The sequence below is a fragment of the Brevibacillus soli genome (assembly GCF_044759095.2).
In the GTDB taxonomy this organism is placed as follows: domain Bacteria; phylum Bacillota; class Bacilli; order Brevibacillales; family Brevibacillaceae; genus JBIYSM02.
Genome location: NZ_JBIYSM020000013.1, coordinates 1 through 19065 on the forward strand (window position 1 = coordinate 1; position 19065 = coordinate 19065).

At 54.6% G+C, this 19065-nt stretch carries 18 protein-coding genes, 1 pseudogene and 1 riboswitch; of the genes and pseudogenes, 4 read left to right on the forward strand and 15 right to left on the reverse strand.

What is annotated here, in order from left to right:
* Positions 1-353: 353 nt before the first annotated feature.
* From ribH to ACE99V_RS07310, 10 genes are all read right to left on the reverse strand, one after another.
* Complete coding sequence (gene ribH / locus ACE99V_RS07265) at positions 354-815, reverse strand: 6,7-dimethyl-8-ribityllumazine synthase (protein ID WP_400490402.1); 462 nt, start codon at positions 813-815, stop codon at positions 354-356.
* 7 nt (positions 816-822) lie between these two features.
* Entirely contained in the window at positions 823-2025 is a 1203-nt protein-coding gene (locus ACE99V_RS07270) for a bifunctional 3,4-dihydroxy-2-butanone-4-phosphate synthase/GTP cyclohydrolase II (protein WP_400490403.1), read from the reverse strand.
* 24 nt (positions 2026-2049) lie between these two features.
* Positions 2050-2709 carry a riboflavin synthase gene (gene ribE, locus ACE99V_RS07275; protein WP_400490404.1) on the reverse strand — a complete coding sequence of 220 codons (660 nt, stop codon included), beginning with the start codon at positions 2707-2709 and terminating at the stop codon, positions 2050-2052.
* A 4-nt stretch (positions 2710-2713) separates the two neighbouring features.
* Positions 2714-3844, reverse strand: a complete 1131-nt coding sequence (gene ribD / locus ACE99V_RS07280) for a bifunctional diaminohydroxyphosphoribosylaminopyrimidine deaminase/5-amino-6-(5-phosphoribosylamino)uracil reductase RibD (RefSeq protein WP_400490405.1) — start codon at positions 3842-3844, stop codon at positions 2714-2716.
* A 111-nt stretch (positions 3845-3955) separates the two neighbouring features.
* Positions 3956-4102, reverse strand: a riboswitch (FMN riboswitch).
* Positions 4103-4299: 197 nt separating this feature from the next.
* Positions 4300-5574 (reverse strand): TRAP transporter large permease, encoded by a 1275-nt coding sequence (locus tag ACE99V_RS07285; RefSeq protein WP_400490406.1) that lies wholly within the window; start codon positions 5572-5574, stop codon positions 4300-4302.
* On the reverse strand, positions 5571-6089 hold the full coding sequence (locus tag ACE99V_RS07290) for a TRAP transporter small permease (protein WP_400490407.1): 519 nt from the start codon (positions 6087-6089) through the stop codon (positions 5571-5573). Before ACE99V_RS07290 ends, ACE99V_RS07285 begins: the two co-directional genes overlap by 4 nt.
* 26 nt (positions 6090-6115) lie before the next feature.
* Positions 6116-7180 (reverse strand): TRAP transporter substrate-binding protein, encoded by a 1065-nt coding sequence (locus ACE99V_RS07295; RefSeq protein WP_400490484.1) that lies wholly within the window; start codon positions 7178-7180, stop codon positions 6116-6118.
* An 18-nt stretch (positions 7181-7198) separates the two neighbouring features.
* A complete protein-coding gene (locus ACE99V_RS07300) occupies positions 7199-8107 on the reverse strand; it encodes a hydroxymethylglutaryl-CoA lyase (protein WP_400490408.1) in 909 nt (302 codons plus the stop codon).
* On the reverse strand, positions 8108-9310 hold the full coding sequence (locus ACE99V_RS07305) for a CaiB/BaiF CoA transferase family protein (protein WP_400490409.1): 1203 nt from the start codon (positions 9308-9310) through the stop codon (positions 8108-8110).
* A complete protein-coding gene (locus ACE99V_RS07310) occupies positions 9297-9989 on the reverse strand; it encodes a GntR family transcriptional regulator (protein ID WP_400490410.1) in 693 nt (230 codons plus the stop codon). The genes ACE99V_RS07305 and ACE99V_RS07310 overlap by 14 nt, the downstream gene beginning before the upstream one ends.
* Before the next feature lie 100 nt (positions 9990-10089).
* Between ACE99V_RS07310 and ACE99V_RS07315 the strand changes: the two are divergent.
* Positions 10090-10368 (forward strand): annotated as a pseudogene (locus ACE99V_RS07315) (VOC family protein); the annotation flags it as partial.
* A gap of 25 nt (positions 10369-10393) precedes the next feature.
* Here ACE99V_RS07315 and ACE99V_RS07320 read toward each other — a convergent pair.
* A complete protein-coding gene (locus ACE99V_RS07320) occupies positions 10394-11587 on the reverse strand; it encodes an MFS transporter (protein WP_400490411.1) in 1194 nt (397 codons plus the stop codon).
* Positions 11588-11707: 120 nt separating this feature from the next.
* Here ACE99V_RS07320 and ACE99V_RS07325 point away from each other — a divergent pair, with 120 nt between their 5' ends.
* The gene (locus ACE99V_RS07325; RefSeq protein WP_400490412.1) at positions 11708-12208 is read left to right on the forward strand and encodes a Crp/Fnr family transcriptional regulator; all 501 of its coding nucleotides are present in this window, start codon (positions 11708-11710) and stop codon (positions 12206-12208) included.
* Between the two features lie 64 nt (positions 12209-12272).
* Here the strand turns inward: ACE99V_RS07325 and ACE99V_RS07330 are convergent, their stop codons facing one another.
* From ACE99V_RS07330 to ACE99V_RS07340, 3 genes are all read right to left on the reverse strand, one after another.
* A complete protein-coding gene (locus ACE99V_RS07330; RefSeq protein ID WP_400490413.1) occupies positions 12273-13592 on the reverse strand; it encodes a globin-coupled sensor protein in 1320 nt (439 codons plus the stop codon).
* Positions 13593-13696: 104 nt separating this feature from the next.
* Positions 13697-14467, reverse strand: a complete 771-nt coding sequence (locus ACE99V_RS07335) for a YybI family spore inner coat protein (RefSeq protein WP_400490414.1) — start codon at positions 14465-14467, stop codon at positions 13697-13699.
* Between the two features lie 99 nt (positions 14468-14566).
* Complete coding sequence (locus tag ACE99V_RS07340; RefSeq protein ID WP_400490415.1) at positions 14567-16504, reverse strand: AMP-binding protein; 1938 nt, start codon at positions 16502-16504, stop codon at positions 14567-14569.
* Between the two features lie 255 nt (positions 16505-16759).
* Here ACE99V_RS07340 and ACE99V_RS07345 point away from each other — a divergent pair, with 255 nt between their 5' ends.
* Together ACE99V_RS07345 and corA are read left to right on the forward strand one after the other, a co-directional pair.
* On the forward strand, positions 16760-16906 hold the full coding sequence (locus ACE99V_RS07345) for a hypothetical protein (RefSeq protein WP_400490416.1): 147 nt from the start codon (positions 16760-16762) through the stop codon (positions 16904-16906).
* 26 nt (positions 16907-16932) lie between these two features.
* Positions 16933-17868: a magnesium/cobalt transporter CorA gene (corA, locus tag ACE99V_RS07350; RefSeq protein WP_400490417.1), complete on the forward strand. Its 936-nt coding sequence runs from the start codon at positions 16933-16935 to the stop codon at positions 17866-17868.
* A 4-nt stretch (positions 17869-17872) separates the two neighbouring features.
* On the opposite strand, the gene ACE99V_RS07355 is transcribed toward corA, so the two are convergent.
* Positions 17873-18967 (reverse strand): HD-GYP domain-containing protein, encoded by a 1095-nt coding sequence (locus ACE99V_RS07355; RefSeq protein WP_400490418.1) that lies wholly within the window; start codon positions 18965-18967, stop codon positions 17873-17875.
* Between the last annotated feature and the right edge of the window lie 98 nt (positions 18968-19065).

The window sequence follows — 19065 nt, forward strand, 5'->3', positions numbered from 1 at the left end:
GGATTGGTTCAGGGAGAAGGGTATCCCACAATGTGATTTGCTCGTTACGAAGTTTTAACATAATCGCTCACCTCAAAAAGGATTTTCGAGGAGCACTGTTGAATTTCTTTATGAAGAAAGGAATTCAGTCCCTCTTTTTGGATGTATTGCCTCGACAACACTACTTCCATTTAGAGAGCTGAATTCCTTTTGTTTTTGACTTACCCCAGGAATTTTTCAGGGGAAACTAGCTAACGCTGGTGTCGGCTGGGGCCCCGAACACGATCCTAGCGGCTGTATTGGATGTCGATTTTTATAAATTCCTATGTACTTACAAAAAACAGGAGCCCCTGAGGACTCCTGTTTTCGTGATATTAAAACTGCCGGCTCAGATTAGCCATCTCGATGGCGGAGGCAGCCGCCTCCCATCCTTTGTTGCCCGCCTTTGTACCGGCGCGCTCGATCGCCTGCTCAATGGTATCAGTGGTGAGGACACCGAAAATGGTGGGAATTCCTGTGGTCAAGGCGACGGAAGCCACTCCTTTGGCGCATTCACTGCAGACGTAATCGAAGTGCGGAGTCGAGCCGCGAATCACTGTACCCAGCGTCACGACGGCATCGTATTTGCCCGATTCCGCCATCCTTTTGGCGATCAGCGGCAGCTCGAATGCACCAGGCACCCACGCCAGTTCCACGTCTTCCTCGTTCACTCCATGCCGTTTCAATGCGTCAAGCGCGCCTCCAACCAGCTTGCTGACAATAAACTCGTTAAATCGGCTGGCCACAATCCCAACCCGCAATCCCGTACCTACCAGATTTCCCTCGTATATTTTCATCCTGTCCTCACTCCTTGATCAGTTGAAGCAGGTGTCCCAGCTTCTCGTGTTTGGTATGAAGATAATGCTTGTTGTGCGGCTGCTCCTCCATTTGAATCGGGACCCGTTCCACCACCTGAAGGCCGTATCCGTCCAGTCCGCGGATTTTCCGCGGATTGTTGGTCAATAACCTGATTTTGCCGACACCCAGGTCGCGGAGAATCTGCGCTCCAATCCCGTAGTCGCGCAAATCGGCGGGGAAGCCCAGTTTTTCGTTGGCCTCCACCGTATCGTAGCCTTCCTCCTGCAGCTTGTAGGCGCGCAGCTTGTTGATCAGACCGATGCCCCGCCCTTCCTGGCGCATGTAAAGCAGCACGCCTTTGCCGGCCTGTTCGATCTGCTGCAGGGCAGCGTGCAGCTGCGGGCCGCAGTCACAGCGAAGCGAGCCGAAAATATCTCCGGTCAGGCACTCGGAGTGAACGCGCACCAATACCGGTTCATCCGGCTTGATCTCTCCTTTGATCAGGGCGACGTGTTCTTTTTCATCCAGCTCATTGGTGTAGGCGGCAATGCGAAAATCGCCGTGGGTGCTGGGGAGCCGCACCTGGATTTCCTGTTTCACCAGGCTCTCCCTGGTCATCCGGTAGCGAATCAGGTCGGCGATCGAGATCAGCTTCAACCCGAATCGCTTCGCCATCTCCTTAAGCTGCGGCAATCGTGCCATGGAGCCGTCTTCGTTCATGATCTCGCAGATGACTCCAGCAGGAAATCCGCCCGCCAGTTTGGCCAGATCAACTGCTGCCTCGGTATGGCCCGCTCTGCGCAGGACACCCCCGCTTTTGGCGACAAGCGGAAAAATGTGACCGGGCTGGCGAAAATCTTCCGCCTTTTTCGTCTCATCCATCATCGCCAGAATCGTGCGGGACCGCTCATGCGCCGAAATGCCGGTGTGGGTACCGATCTCATCGATGGAGACGGTAAACGCTGTCCCCTGCCGGTCGGTGTTTACATCCACCATCGGCTTCAACTGCAGACGGGCAGCGTGCTCTTCCGTTATCGGCACGCAGACCAGCCCTCTGCCGTGGGTTACCATAAAGTTTACCATCTCCGGTGTGGCAGCCTCTGCCATGCAAACCAGGTCGCCTTCGTTTTCCCGGTCTTCATCGTCCACGACAATGATCGCTTTCCCCTGCTTCAAATCTTCCAACGCCGCTTCAATGGTATCCAGCATAACCGCTCCTCCCTTTCCTCTCTTTTACAGAAACCCGTTTTCCCGCAGGACCTCCATGGTAAGCCCTGTCGCTTCGGATGGGTGTTGCTCGGTTGTTTTCCATCCCATTAACCGCTCGACGTATTTGCCAATCACGTCGCACTCCAGATTGACGAGATCACCGGGATGCTTTCCCTGCATATTGGTATGGGAGAGCGTATGGGGAATGATCGAGATCGTGAAGCCTGCAGCCGTTACGTCAACCAGGGTCAAACTGATGCCGTCCACCGCCACCGAGCCGCGCGGCACCATGTACTTGAGCAGATCGGCGCCTGCTTTGATCCGAAATAATACGGCGTTGGCATGAGGCTCCCGCGAAACGATTTCACCCGTCCCGTCCACATGGCCGGAAACGATATGCCCGCCAAAGCGGTCACCCAGCCTCATGGCCCGCTCCAGATTGATCGTCTCGCCCCGTTTTAAGCGACCGAGGTTCGTCTTTTTCATGGTTTCCGGCATCACATCAGCAGTGAAGTGAGCGGAGGAAAATGAGGTGACCGTCAAGCAAACGCCGTTTACCGCGATGCTGTCGCCGAGCTGCACTCCTTTCAACACCTTGTCTGCCTTGATCAAAAGCTTGCTTGCGACAGAATTGCCCGTCACGTTCTCCAGCACGCCCAATTCTTCCACGATCCCCGTAAACAATGGACTACACCTCCCTGTTTCCCTTCGTCTGTTCCGAAGCCCATACCGGGTACCCGCTGATGCGGATATCCCGTTCGCCCACCTGTTCCAGCTCCATATCCCGAAGCAGGACAGCGTCTCCCATCAGATCGATGCCTGTCCCGCCAATCGGCGTTGGAGCAGAGCCACCTCCCACCAGCTTCATCGATACGTAGCTGATGATTTTCTGGATCGCCTGCGCTTGAAGGAACGCACCGTTAACAGCGGCCCCGCCTTCCACCAAGAGAGAGGTGATTCCCCGCTGACCCAGCGTTGCCAGCACTTGTTCGATCGGCAGCTTCTTCTCCGCCTCCAGCGAGATGACCTGTACGCCCTTGGCTGCAAGCGCCGCTTTTTTCTCCAGGGAGGCCTGCTGTGCCGTGAAAATCCACGTTGGCGCTTTTTCATCCGAAACCACACGCGCTGTCAGCGGAATGCGCAGATGCGTGTCGAGGATCACGCGGACGGGCTGCTTCCCGGTTTCCGCCTGATCGAGTCGCACGGTCAGCGCCGGGTCGTCGGCAATGACGGTATTGACTCCCACCAGAATGGCGTCATGCTGTCGCCGCAGCTCATGCACCTGCTTTCGCGCCTCCTCGCCGGTAATCCAGCGGCTGTGTCCCGTTTGTGTCGCGATTTTGCCGTCGAGCGTGCTCGCCGTTTTCACCGTCACAAACGGGCGACCCGTCGTAATGTAGTGAAAAAACACCTCGTTCACACGGCGGGCTTCCGCTTCCAATACGCCAACGGTTACCTCCAGCCCCGCTTCCCGCAGACGCGCCGCTCCCCGCCCCGCCACCAGCGGATTTGGGTCAAGCACCGCAATCACGACTCGGGAAATGCCAGCTGCGATCACCGCGTCCACACACGGCGGCGTTCGCCCGTGATGGCTGCACGGCTCCAGCGTGACATAGATCACCGCTCCTTTTGCCTTTTCGCCAGCCATCCGCAGCGCGTGGACCTCCGCATGCGGCTCACCCGCTCTCAAATGCGCCCCCATTCCAACGATGATGCCGTCTTTTACCACGACGGCCCCGACCATCGGGTTGGGACTGGTTTGTCCAGCCGTCCCTTTCGCCAATTGAAGCGCCAGCGACATATAATGGATGTCGTTCAACTGCCATCTCCCTTTCCCAAATAAAAAACGCCCTTGAATCTGAAATCAGGGCATAGGGAAATAAGCCTGATGATTGCCAATTTTTACGAAAAGATTGGCTATCAAAGGCTGTCTCACCTTCTCCCATCCGGACTGTACCGTCGGCCCTGGAATCGCACCAAGTCAGTCGCTGACACACCTTGCCTGTCAACGAGTCGCGGGCTCAGACTACACGTCATCACCGCCGGTCGGGAATTTCACCCTGCCCTGAAGGTTGTTATGAAGTTTCAAACATTATAACACGATTGACGATCCAGGGGACACTTTTTCATTTTCGGGAAGTACATGCCTATGTTTTATCATGCGGTACATGAACAATTGGGCACGGCTTCGACGAGCGCGGGGGTTTTCCCGACACCCTGATTTCACTCAATCAAAAAACCTCTGCCGCATCCTTTCTACGGCAGAGGGGGACGTTATTTCACTTCATCGACTAACCACGTCGTGAGTTCCGGGAAGAGCGAGAGCAGCACGATGAACAAAAGCATGATGACAGCGTACGGCATCGCTCCCCTGACGATGGTGGCGATTGGCGTGTTGGGATCGATACCTTTTAAGACGAACAGGTTCAGTCCCACCGGCGGCGAAATCAGCGCCAGCTCCATGTTGACCACCATGATGATGGCAAACCAGATCGGGTCAAACCCAAGCGACGTGATGATCGGATAGAGAATCGGCAGCGTGATTACGAGTATCGAGACGGTCTCCAGGAAACAGCCGAGCACGAGCAACAGCAGGTTGATCAGGATGAAGATCACCCAGCGGGAAACCTCCCACGAGGTTGCCAAATCGGTCAGCATTTGCGGGATCTGCAGCGATGTTAGAATAAACCCGAACAGCATGGCGCCCACAATGATAAACAAGATCATGGCATTGGTGGCTACGGTGGAGAGGAGGATCTTCTTCAGATTCTCCAGCGTCAGGCTACGGTAAACCAACCAAGCGATGAGAAAGCTGAACACCACGCCAGCCGCTGCCGCTTCCGTCGGCGTAAAGATTCCGGTGTAGATGCCGCCGATGATCAGCGTAGGCATCATCAGACCCCAAATCGCCTTGCGGGAGGCCTGCCAACGCTCCGGCCAGCTTGCCGGCTCATCCTTGATATGCCGTAATTTCCAGGACGCGTACACCATAAAAATCAACAGCAGCAGGATGCCCGGAACGACACCCGCGATGAAGAGTTTGCCCACCGACTCTCCAGTGACGGATCCGTAGATAATCATCGGCACACTGGGCGGAATCAAAATGCCCAGCGTCCCCCCGGCTGCAAGCAAGCCGAGCACGCTTTTCCGATCGTAGCCGCGGGCTGTCATCTCCGGGATGGCCACCGTTCCGATCGTCACCGCAGTGGCGACGCTGGAACCGGAAATGGCAGCAAAGATTCCGCAGCAGGTCAAGGTAGCCAGGCCAAGCCCTCCCGGCAGGTGACGAAGCCATTTGCTCGCCATGTCGTACAATTCCCTGCCCACTCCGCTGAACAGCAAGATCTGACTCATCAGGACGTACATCGGCAACGCGCTGACGGTGAAATCATCCAACGCTTTGTAGGCGATGATCGGGAGCTGGCTTAATCCCAGCGCACCGCCGTTGAACCAGTACAAACCGATGGCTGCCAGCAGGGACAGCGCAAACGCCACCGGCAAACCGATCAGCAGCAGAGAGGCCATTCCCCCCGCGAAGAACAGACTCATATGGCTTCCCCTCCTTCCTTCCCATCCTTTCCCTGCGCGTAGTCAACCAGTTGAAGAAGAAAGGCAAAGCAGAGCAACGTTCCGCCGATCGGCAGCAGCATCTCCGGGATGTACATCGGAATGCGCAGCAGTGAAGCGGAGGTAAATCCGAGTTCCTTCGACTGCATCACGTGCTCCCAGCCAAACCAGGTAAACACGACAGAAAACAGCAGGCCCAACACACTGGAGACGATCAGCATGATTTTACGCACGTGCGCGGGTACGTTGTGCAGCAGCAGGTCTACTTTGATATGGGCGTCTTCCCGGAGCGCATAGGCCGCTCCCACAAAACAACTGCCAATGATCGCGTAGATGGTCAGTTCTGTCGCCCAAGTCGTTGGTGCATTGAAAAGGAAACGGGACACAACCTCGTAAAAAATCATACCGGTTGTCAGGATGATGAACACGCCGGCCGCGATTCCTCCCCAGTAAATGATCTTGTCCAGCCCCCTGTACAACCATTGAAACAGCTTCATGTGCCTCCTCCGTTCACCGCTACTCATTACTTGATTTTCTGCACGTCATCCAGCAGTTGTTTCCCCAGATCACCGGAGACTTTCAGGAATTCGTCCCAAGCCGGTTTGGCCGCTTCCTTCCAGAGCGGGATGTCGCTCTCCGGCACCACGTACACTTCCATTCCCTTTTCCTTGAGCTTTTCAGCCGTCGCTTTGTCTTCCTGTTCGGCCTGGCTGCGGATCCACTGCTCCGTCTCCTTGGCAGTGCTGGCAAGCAATTCTTGTGTCTTGGGCGGCAAGCCGTCCCAGAACTTCTTGTTAACCGCCAGCAAAAACTCCAGGTACGAGTAGTTGGCGATCGTCAAATACTTGGAAACCTCGTCGTACTTCCGCTGCAACATGGCGGTGGTTCCTGACGTCGCACCATCGATCGTTTTGCGCTGCAGCGCCATGTATACCTCTCCGGCCCCCATGAAAACAGGAGCGGCACCATACGCTTGAATCATCGCGGATGGAATCTGGCCGATGCTGCGGATCTTCAGTCCCTGGAAGTCCTCCGGTTTCGTCAGCGGTTTCACGTTATTGGCAAACTGCGCGTACCCGTAGTCGGCATACATCAATACCTTGGCACCCTTTTTCTCCATCTCCGCGTTCAGCTTGGTGCCGATCTCGCCGGACAGCGCCTTGCCTGCCAGATCATATGTAGGAAACGCGTACGGCACGTCAAAAATCCCCATCGCTGGAACGACTGACGCCCACAGCGTCGCGGAGTTGACTCCCATCTCCACGCCTCCTGTAAGAATGGCCTGGTTCATTTCCTTGTCACTCAGCAGTTGTCCGGCGGGGTACACCTGAATCTTCACATTGCCGCCGGAGCGCTCCGTCACTTTCTTGGCGAAGTCCTCCACTCCTCTGGAAATGTGGTGGTCCTGTGGAAGGTTATAAGCCAGGCGAATGGTTACCGGCTGATAACCCTCTCCGCCGGACGCGCTTCCGCTCTGGGCAGGTGTGGTTGTGCTTCCGCTTTGGGCAGGAGCCGCCGTACTTCCGCAACCGGCGAGCAAACTTCCTGCCAATCCTACTGTCAACAAAAGGCTGGTCCATTTCTTCATACTCACTGAAATTCCTCCTTAAAAGTGAAATGTTGGGTTCCATTTATCTTCCACCAGGCGAATTCTCCCGAGCGCTTTTCTCTGAGAGAGGCCTACCGCCAATTCAGAAGCGTCCAAAAGTTTTGAAAAATCAAGCCCTGTGCGAACCTTCATGCGCTCAAACAGATAGACGACATCCTCCGTTGCCACATTGCCCGCCGCTCCCGGAGCAAACGGACATCCGCCCAGCCCTCCGACGGCGCTTTCGAACATGCGGATTCCCGCTGAATAAGCAGCATAGACATTGGCCAGAGCCAGCCCTCTGGTATCGTGCAAGTGAACGGCGATCGGCACGCTTCCGGATATCTGCAGCACGCGGCTGCAAAGCTGAAACACCTGATCGGGCACCGCAATTCCAATGGTGTCGGCAATGCCGATTTCATCCGCGCCCGCTTGCAATGCCCGTTCAACCAGGCGGATGACCTGTTCCTGGTCGATTCTCCCTTCAAACGGACAGCCAAAGCTGGTAGCGATGGAGAAGCGCACTTTGATCCCTTCCTGCTTGGCCTTTGCAACCAGTTGCTCAAACGCTCGGATATTCTCCTCGACGGTTTGATTGATATTGCGGGCGTTAAACGTCTCGCTTGCAGCCGATACCCAGTTAACCTCGTCCAGACGATGGGCGCGTGCCCGTTCAAAACCTTTTAGGTTGGGGACCAACGCACTCAGCGACACACCCTTCTCTTCCGACAGGGCTCCCATGATCTCCGCGGCATCCGCCATTTGCGGCACTCTCTGCGGGTGTACGTACGAGGTTGCCTCCAAGCGGTTGACCCCCGCCTCTATCAGCGTGCGAATCAGCTGCAGTTTTTTGTCCGTCGGAATGAACCCGGGCTCGTTTTGCAGTCCATCGCGAGGCCCTACCTCAATGATTGTAACGTCCCTCATTCAGATCGCCCTCTTTTCTTTCAATCGGGACAGAGTCTCCTGGTCAAGCTGAAGCAGTCCTTCCAGTATCTCCGAATTGTGCTGTCCCAGCTCAGGTCCGATCCAATCCAACCCTCCCGGCGTATCAGACAACTTGGGAACGATGCCTGGGACAAGCACCTGCTCCCCGTCCGGCAACTGAACCGTCTCCAGCATCTGCCGCGCCTGGTAATGCGCATCCTCGACGATATCCTCAATGCTGTAGATGGGTCCTACCGGTACAGCCGCTTCGTCCAGACGCCGCTGCGCCTCCTTGAGCGGGTATTGTTTGGTCCAGTTTTCAATCACCTGGTCGATAAACTCCACGTGTTCAGCACGTCCCTGATTTTCTGCGAAGCGAGGATCTTCTGCCAGGTCGCTGCGGCCGATCGCCTGCATCAGCCGTTTAAAAATGCTGTCGCCGTTCGCACCGATGACAATGTATTTGCCATCCTGACAGAGATAGGTGTTGGAAGGGGCGATCCCCGGCAGCGTACTGCCCGTCCGTTCCCGAATCAACCCCTTCAGGTCATACTCGGGGAGAATCCCTTCCAGCAGGCTGAACACGGCTTCGTACAGAGCGACATCCACCATCTGCCCTTTTTTCTCCGGATCTTTCTCGCGCGCCTGCAGTGCCATCATCGTACCGATTACCGCGTACAGTCCCGCTGCCAGATCTCCGATGGCAATCCCTACACGAACCGGCGGACGATCGGGATAGCCGGTCAGGAAGCGCAGTCCGCCTATCGCTTCAGCGACGCTGCCAAACCCCGGCTTGCTGCTGTACGGCCCCGTCTGCCCGTATCCCGAGATTCTTGTCATGATCAGACCGGGATTAAGACTCCGCAGTGTATCGTATCCCAATCCCCACTTCTCCAGCGTACCCGGCCGGAAATTTTCGATGATCACGTCTACCTCTTGAGCCAGGGACCGAACGATCTCTTGTCCTTCCGCGATTCGCATGTCGACCGTGATCGACTTTTTGTTGCGGGCCTGGACGTACCACCAAACGGAGGTATTGCCATGCATGGCCCGCCAGTTGCGCAGCGGATCCCCCGCTTCCGGCGTCTCCACCTTGATTACTTCCGCCCCGAATTCGGCCAGGATTTTTCCTGCAAACGGAGCCGCTACCAGCGTACCCAATTCCAGTACCCGAAGACCCTGCAACGGTTTATGTTTGGCCATAAGCCTCTCCTTTCTCGGTAAGTTGTCGGTAGGCATCCATGCAAAGCTGATAATCGCTCCTGATGTGTTTTTCCATCTGCTTGTAGGCCCTTTCCCCATTCTGTTCGGCAATCGCTTGAAAAATGGCCTCGTGCTCCGCCATGACGGACTCCGGCCGCTTTGGATCCACCTGCAGAATCGCGTTTCGGTAAAAGGAGATCAGCACCTTGAGATCTTTCATCATTTTCATGAGATAAGGGTTTTGGCTCCCTTCTGCGATCAGTTGGTGAAACGCAAAGTTCAGCTCGTGAATCTGCATCGCATCCTGTTGATAGGAGAGAACTTTCACCTTCTCCATCATTTCACGAAGCCTGGAAACGTCTTCGTCCGACCGGCGTTCCGCGGCGTACCGGGCTGCGGCCGGTTCCAGGCTGAGACGGCACTCGTACAAATGCGTAAAATCCTGGAACGTCGGCTTGTAAACGGTTACACCACCCTGCATGTTTACGACGACCAGGCCGTCCTTTTCCAACCGCCGAATCGCTTCTCGTATCGGGCTGCGGCTGACCCCCGTCTCCTCCACGATCCTCTCTTCAACCAGTCTTTGCCCGGGTGTCAAACCGCCGATCAGGATCTTCTCCCGCAAATACTCGTAGACCTGGGACGAAAGTGTTTCGTTTCGCTTAATCACGTTTTTCATGCCGTTCATTTCCTTCCAGAATAGGAATACTGTATTCTGTATGCAAAACAATACCTAAATATTAAATCGATTCAGAATACAATGTCAACGATCTGATTTTACAAAAAAGGAGATTACCCTTGCTTTTCTTGGGTTTCCCGGAACGTCCGAGACAGAGGTGGAGCTGATCCATGGATACAATGCAGGGCTGCCTGAAGAAGGAAAGGTGCATCACATCGCCTTTAGCGTGGACAATCTGGACGAGGAAATCCAACGTCTGAAACAGTTGGACATCCCACTGCTCGATGACAAGCCGACTACACTGCCGAATGGATCCCGCTACATCTTTTTCACCGGCCCGGACGGCGAGCGGCTGGAGTTTTTCGAAAGCACCCGTTGAAGCAAAAAGCAACGACCCTGCTCCTTTAAGCAGGGTCGTTTGACATATCCCCGACGTTCTTGCGAATAAACCAGGCAGCAGCCAGAAGCAGACAACCCAGCGACGCGTAGAGCAACCGGTCACCGGCCCAGGCGTGAAGCAGGCTTCCTGCCAGCGGCCCCAGTGACGCACCCGTAAAGCGAACGAAATTGTACACACCCATAGCCGTCGCCTTTTCCCGCTGAAACAGCGATATTAACAGCGTAGACTGGGCCGGCAGGCTGCTGCCGAGCAATACGCCGTACGCCAGTAAAAAGGCGATGAGAGCAGGGATGCTCAACGCGTGCATCTGCAGCATCATCCAAAACAGGAAGACAGCCGCTCCAATGGCAATGGAACTGAAGCTGAGAATCCGCTGGTGGCTCCAGACCCTCTGCCATTTGCCTCCCAGATACGTTCCCAATACGATCCCCGCTGTCAATGGAACAAAAAACAATCCTTTCACAGCAAGCGGAATCTGAAACAGGTCGGTCAGCAATTGAGGCAGAAAGACCAAAAACACGTAGTAGCCGTAAAATTGAAAGAATCCCAAGAATAATATGGCAAATGCCGACCGATGGCGGACGATGGCGGCGAAGGTGGCGGGCGTAATTTTAACCGGAACAATTCCCTCCCGGAGGGTCTCCGGCAGCACTGTCCGATTGTACCCGAACACGAGCAGCCCGGCTATCGCCAACACCAGAAACAGCCACTGCCAGTCAAAAAAGGCGGACAAGAAGCTGCCGATGACAGGCCCCAGCACAGGTCCGAGAAACACCATCGACTGATAGGTGCTCATCGCCTGTCCCCGCTCATTAAGCGGGTAGATATCCCCAATCACTGCCGCTGCGACGACAGAGCCGGTACTAATGCCCAGCGCCTGAATGACCCTGCCTGCCAGAAACATGGAGATGGACGAAGAGAAAAAACAGATCAGCGAACCGGTGACGAACAGAATCAATCCCGGCAGCAGTGTGGCCCTGCGCCCTTTTGTATCAGCCAACGGACCTACGAGGAACTGGCTGGCGGCCAGGATCAACGTAAACAGGGAGATGGTCAGGTTGACGAGAAAGGCACTGGCCTGAAAATCATGTCCGATTGCCTGCAAACTCGGAGTGTACACCGTTTGGGTAAACGGTCCGAGAAAAGCGGCAACGGCCAGTCCGAACAAAATCTTGCTGGCTTTTCCTTTTGGCCACATGACAATCCTTCTTTCTTCCGAAACGTGACACTAACTTTACATTGTAACACAAAAAAATACGCTCCTTGCAATGAGGGGCATTTTCCAGTACCATCGCAGTCAAAGAAGAGGTGAATTCCAGTGATTTTGCACAAGGGGGAAATTCTTTTTCGCCAGGGAGAAACCGGTCCCCTCTATCTCATCAAGTCAGGGCTGTTTAAAGTGGTGCGCTTGAAGGAGAACGGCGGTGAGCTTATGTTTAACATCCTGGTGCCCGGAGAAATGATTCCGCACCACTCCCTTCTCTCTCCGAAAGAGTACCATGGAACCGCGGTGGCCCTGGTGACGAGCGAGGTGGACGTGATCGAACCAAGAGGGTGGTACCGGTCGCTGGAGGAAAATCCGATTCGATATCGGGACATTGCGATCCAGCTGCAGTCCAAACTGCGTCTGATGCAGCAGCGAATTGACCAGCTGACTGCCGCCTCCCCTGCCGATAAAATGGAGCTGTTTGCCCAGTGGTTTCGACAGTATGTGGGAGACTATTCCCTTTCGGAGTTACTGACTCAGGAAGAAATCGGCCAGTTTATCGGCCTTCGACGGGAAACCGTCAATCGGCTGTTGAAGGGAAAACGGCTGTAAAAAAAAGCTTATACACTAAAAAAACCACCATTCCGGTTGTTGGCCAGAATAGTGGTTTTTACGTTTACAAGTTGTCAGTAACCTCCGAAAGCTGGTCGGCGGATACGGCTACCTGGGAGACTGCATGATTAAGCTCCGTCATTACCTTGGAGAAGCTTTCCAGCTCTTCCTGAATCCGATTGCTCTGCTCCTTGCTCTGGGTAACAGCGGACAGAATTTCCACAAAAAAGAGGTTCGTTTCGTTCATCATCGACGAGCTGGAGACGACGAGGTGTTGAATCTCTCTGACGATGACGGACAGATTTTCCGTTTGCGCACTGGTCTTTTCAATCAGCTGGGTTACGCCCGAAACCGATTGCTTGGTCTGTTCCGCCAGCTTGCGAACCTCATCGGCGACGACCGCAAAACCTCTTCCCTGTTCCCCGGCACGAGCCGCTTCAATAGCGGCGTTCAGCGCCAAGAGGTTCGTTTGTTCGGCAATCGCTGTAACCACATCCACAATGCCGCGGATTTTTTGCGAAATCTCCTCCAGGGTTCCCATTTCGGAAGCAATTCGGTTCATACTCTGCTGGATGAGTGCCATCTGTTCCTGTTGCTGTTCCAGCTTTTCTTTGCCGTCTTCGGAAAGCAGTTGTGCCTTGGAGGAATACGCCGTGCCGTTTTCGGCGAATTTCAGCACTTCCGTCGCCTGGTTTGTCAGCTGTTGCACGGAAGCGCTGGTTTCCTGCGATACCGCCGCCAGTTCATGAGCCGATTGGTTCAGCACGCCCCGCAATTCATCCTTTTTCCGCTCTGCCTCCACTCTTTGCCGTTCGTGCTCGTTCTCGTACGCTTCCAGAACAATCTGCTGCTCGATGTTCAAAATTTTCGTTACCGCCTGGATAGCCCGAACGAACTCTCTCTTGTCTGCGATCGCCTCGTCGAGAATTTCCACCAGGGACATCAGCAGGTTTTGAAACGCGGACATGTACCACTTCGGCTCCAACCCGATCCGCAGGTGGATGTGAGCAATCCGATGGCGCTGCTCGATGTAATCGCTGTCGATTTTACCGTTGAACATCTCTGTGATGTGACGGGTCAGCGTCCCCTTTAACCGTTCAATCGTGCTGTTTTGGTCGATGATGTCCATCAACAATGGCACTTGCTCTATTTGTTCATAAAAGACCCCAACGATTTTATCAATGTTTTGACTGACCAGCGGCTGAATCGCCCTGGCCACGGCCAGATCTTCCTGACGAAACTGAATCATGTCCAGTTGTCTGGACAGCTCAGTGTCAACCTTTATCTGTGTTTGTCCGCCATCGAGGCTGACATCTCCCAACAGAGAGCCTTTCTTGTTCTTGCTTTTTTCCCCAAACCAGGATGCAAACGGAAGTTTACTCATGATGGCTGCTCCTTTTCTCTTTTTCTATTTACATCGGCTATGTGGGCGAATTCTGTTACAAGGAAATGAGTATGGAAAGCTCATCGCCAATAGGTGGTTCCCGTTCACTGATCTGCCTTTTGCACTGATACGTCCTGCAGCATCCACTTGTCCTCCTGCCACTTCCATAAAGACGTGACGTAGGCGATTGTATCCGCGTTCGCCACGCCGGCCACCCGCTGCACTCCCTGCAGTTCGCACACCCCGTCCCGATTTGAGTCTACCGGCTTTAACAGATGGTACGCATTGGGCATGACGCCGGTCGGCTTCACCAGCTTTTCTTTCCGATAGAGGCCCAATTGATCATACTGCTGCCTTCTGTCGCGCAGATCGATTGTATAGGCCTTGTTTGTCTCCTTCATGGTCAGATTCACCTTGTACTTGTCGGCAAACTGGCCGTCAATGGTCAACGGGGGAGGAACCGTCAGCGTCACCGGATTGTCCCCCTTGAGAGAAAAGAGCGAGTAGATCACAATACCGCCGCTTCCCCCCGTATCCGCGGAGAGGAGAATCTCGTTTACCTTGCCGCCGGTAAAGTCACAGAACTCCAGTTTGGGCCCATAGCCTCCTTCAGCGGTAAAGACGGATTGTTTTTGCGTAACAGGGTTATCGACATGTACCAGCAGCGACTGAAAGAATGGACTGGCCTGCTCGAACCGCTTGCCGAGCAGCTTGACCTGATCGTTTTTCCCGTCCCCTGTTACGTCTACCTCATACCTGCTGATTTCCTCATAACCCGCCGGCTGCTCTGCCAGAGGGTCGGCCAGCACCATTCCCGAGCAGTTGAGAACCAGGACAGCCAAGGCAAGCGCTGTCCAGTGATGAGCGAAAAACACCTGGATCATCTCCTTCCTGTAATGTTCTTCCACTGGTAGTATGTCCGGACAATACGATCGAAAGCCCTTCCTCGCACATACAAGGAAGGGCTCTTCCAATTACGACGTCTTGCAGGGCAGAATGTCAATCGCTGTTGGATTCATCAGGCTGGAGGTATCCCCCAGTGCTTCCCCCAGAAATTTCTGCTTGATCAAGCGGCGCATGATCTTCTGTGTACGCGTCTTCGGCAGGTCTTTGACGAAGTGGACTTCGCCCGGTTCGTACGGTTTGCCCAACGCAGCGGAGACATGCTGCTTCAGCGCTGTCGGCTCTGCTTCCTGGCCCGGTTTCAAGACGGCAAAGACGACAATGTCTTCTCCTTTGATCGGATGGGGGATGCCGATGACAGCAGACTCCAGCACTGCCGGATACTGATTGACCACGTCCTCAATCTCTCCCGGACCGGTTCGTCGGCCGGAGACCTTGATCACGTCGTCTGCCCGCCCCAGGTGGAACCAGAACCCGTCATCATCCACCAGCACCATGTCACCCTGCCACCACATCTCTGTTCCCAGAGTAAAGTAGGTATCCAGATAGCGCTGCGGATTTTTCCAGAACCCGCGTGTTTGTGCCGGCTGGGGTACGGTAAACACGAGGTAGCCGGGCTTGCCGGGCGGGACGGGAAGGCCAAACTCGTCCACGACTCTCGCTCCGACGGCCGGCGTCAGCCCCAGGCAGGTTGGCTTCTGCGGCTGGACGCAAGTCGACGAGATAATCTCCGCGAACACTTCCGTTCCTCCCGAACCGTTGATAATCGGCGCTCTTCCCCCGGTCCAGGAAAGGTACCAGTTCCACGTCTCCTCGTCAATCGGCTCGCCGGTGTGGCCCAAAATCCGCAGGTGCGACAGATCGGCCGCCTGACGGAACGGCTCGGCATAGGTTTTCAAGAGGCGAAGCGCCGTCGCCGGAGCGCCAAATATGGTAACCTGGTACTTTTGCAAAATCTCGTAGAGACGACCTGGATTGGGGTGCATCGGGCTCCCTTCGTACATCAGGTAAGGAGCCCCCACCGTGTGCGCGGAAAACAGCGGCAGCTGCCCCATCATCCAGCCGAAGTCGGTGATCATGAACATGATGTCGTCGGGATGCGTATCGTAGACGAACATCCCCACTTCTGCGGTCTTCACGGCAATGCCGCCGTGGACGTGCACAATCCCCTTGGGATTTCCGGTCGTTCCGGAAGAATAACTGACCATGCAGATTTCTTCCGCCTCTGTTTGCACGGTATCAAACCGGTCTGACGCGGTAGATACCACCTCGCTCCAGCGATGGTCCCGAACGGGCGCGTACATCGCCTTTTCCCCGAGCCGTTCTGCAACCAGTACGGTTTGCACCGTGCCGACCGACTCCAGCGCCTTGTCGAGGACGTGCTTGAGTAGAACAGGCTGTCCGCCGCGATAGAAGCCGTCTGCCGTCACCACCGCTTTGGCCTCCACGTCGTTAAGGCGTACGGCAACCGCCTCCGGTCCGAATCCGGAAAACAGCGGAACAGCGACCGCGCCCGCCTTGTAAATCCCATAGAGGGCAATCACCGTTTCAGCGATCATCGGCATGTAGATGGCGACCCGGTCTCCTCGGCCGACACCCAGGCTAGTAAGCGCATTGGCAAACCGATTCGCTTCCCGGTACAGATCGGCGAAGCTGTAACGGCGCTCCTCCCCGTTCTCCCCTTCCCACAGCAAGGCAGGACGTTCCGCTGTCTTTGGGTTGATCGCCCACTTGTCGAGGAAGTTATGCACCAGATTGATCTTGCCGTCCACAAACCACCTGGGCCAGGGCATTCCCTGTGACAGATCAAGAATATCGGTGTACGGCTGCGAGAACTCAATTCCGGCAAATCGGACAAAGGCATCCCAAAACCACCGCACATCTTCTTCCGATCGCTTCAGCAGCGTATCGTAGTCCAAGATGCCCTCCTGATTCATGAAACGTTGCAAATTGCTCTCCTGGATCAGCTTTTCCGACGGTTCCCAGACAACGGAACGAGTACGTGTCATCCCATAACCTCCATTTTCGTGGTATCCAGAAACAATTGAAAGCGATTGCTTGACCTAATTTTCTGATTTATCCTGACGGTTGTCAACCTATGAGGAGGAGCGGATTCGGGCTGCTTTGCTTTCCGGACCGGAACCTTTTACACTGGGAGGAGAACATGGCAGCTGCTTTCGGGCAAGCAGACAAGTTGACGCTCATACCCTCTCTAGTAGATGCCGCTTCTGCGGCAATCCTGCGAAAGCCTGGAGGCGATGAGCGTGAATTCATCCAAGCCGAAGCTGGTCGGCAAGCCCCCCAGCCGCGAAGCAATGAAGATGGCCTATGAGTACATCATAGCGAACATCCTGCCGCGGATGACGGAAGGAAAAAAAGAAACACCCAAACCCGGGCAGAAGAATGAGTAACCCATCATCATGGTAGGAGAATACACATGAAGATTCGATTGGTACAAAACGGTCTGATGACCCAAATCGACGAGATCGAGGAGGCTCTCATCCCGCCTGACAACGGCTTTTACTGGATCGACGCCAAGCTGTTCGACCTGGACGTGCTGCAGCCGCTGTTCGGTTTGCACGACCTGGCGATCGAGGACTGCATCGACGAGGAAGAGCAGCGTCCGAAGCTGGAGGTCTACAACGACCACTACTTCATCGTGATCAACAGCGTCCAGTTCCGCAACCAGGACATCTTTTTGCGCGAAGTCAACATCTTTTTGGGAGGCCATTTCATCATTACCGTCACCAAGCATGAAGTGGAGGAGTTCGACAAGGTGTCCCAGATAATCCGGGAGGAAGACGTCAACCGTCCCGACACGTTCCTCTACCACCTTGTGGATCAGATTGTGAAAAGATACTTTGACGTGATCGAAAAAATCGAGGAGTTGATCGAGAAGCTGGAAGTGGAGATTTTGATGAACACGCGGAAATCGCAGTTGAATCAAATTATCGGGCTGCGCAGCGAAGTTTTGTATGCGCGCAAGATGCTGCTTCCCCAGCGCGATCTGATCGACGCGCTGAATAAAAAAGAACTTCCGCTTATTCATTCCAATCTGCGAAAGTACTTTGGCGACATCCTGGAAAACGCGGTGAAGGTCGTGGAGAGCTTTGACACCTTCCGGGAGCTGATCGGCAACCTTCGCGAAGCGTATCAAGCCTCTGTCGCCGGCCGGGCCAATGACATCATGCGGATCTTCACCGCGTTGACCACCATTTTCATGCCGCTCACGATCGTAACCGGTATTTACGGCATGAACTTTGAATACATGCCGGAGTTAAAAAATCCGTACGGCTACTACATCGTCCTGGGCTTCATGGGCTTCATCGGTGTCACCATGTACATCATATTCAAGCGAAAGGAATGGCTCTGACGTTTTAGAGAAGAGCTTCCGTCTGCACAATCATGAGATGCATCCGTTTGGACAAGTCGTATTCATGCGGATGCTCAAGCGGTTGACCGTTTTCGTCGGTAAGGATCCGCAAGATCGGTCTGCTGGGCAGCCCTTTGTTATAATCGATGACGACTCCGACCTCCCCCGTATTCAGGGTAACCGTCATCCCCAACGGATACAGGGCAATGGTATCGCGCAGATGCTCAACCATCCGCTGCTCGAACAGCGTGCCCGCACCTGCGAACAACACCTCCATTGCTTCGTGAGGAAGCACAGACGGACGGTACACACGGTGCGAAGTCAAGGCGTCAAATACGTCGCACACCGCAATGATCCGGGCATACGGATGGATTTCCTCCCCTTTCAGCTGGCGGGGATAGCCGGAGCCGTCACAGCGTTCATGGTGTTGATACGCGCAGTGGGCAGCCAGAAGCGGGATCTCATCCAGCCGACGAAGCATCTCAAACCCGTACTCCGTATGCGTCTTCATGATCTCAAATTCTTCCTCCGTCAACTGACCCGGCTTTTGCAGAATCTCGCAGGGAATCGCCATTTTTCCTACGTCGTGAAGCAAAGCCCCCATGCCGATTTCAATCAGCTCTTTTTCGGCATAACCGGACTTTATCGCGAGGGCAGTCGCATACAGCGCCACGTTAAAGGAATGGGAAAATATGTAATGATTGGACGCCCAGGCGTCCCCCAGCAGATTCATGGCCGTCCGGTTCTGCTTCAGTTCGTCTACGACGGAGGACATCACCTGTCTGAACTGCCTGCCAAACTGTTTGTCGTGAAAGGTTTGCTGCCATTTCTGCGGCGAATCTTTTACGGAGCGGAAGGTTTCGTGAATGACAGCCATCGCTTCCTGCCGGGTTCTTTCTGATACCGTGTCCTCCAGCAGAATATCGGCGGTTCGACTGTCTTGAATATAAACCTTGATAATATTCATTTTTTTCAGTCGATCCAGCATTCGATGCGTCAGCACTACTCCGGCACCGATCAGCGTCGTTCCGTTGTCGGAAAAAACGGAACGGGCCAGTATGTCACCCGGCTGGCATTGGGATATGGGAACAAGTCTCATCGCATTCTATTCGCCTTTCCTAGTCATACCCACATTATACTTGATTCGATCTCTTTCTACATACCTTTTTCCATTTTGTCAAAAAATGAAAACAGCGT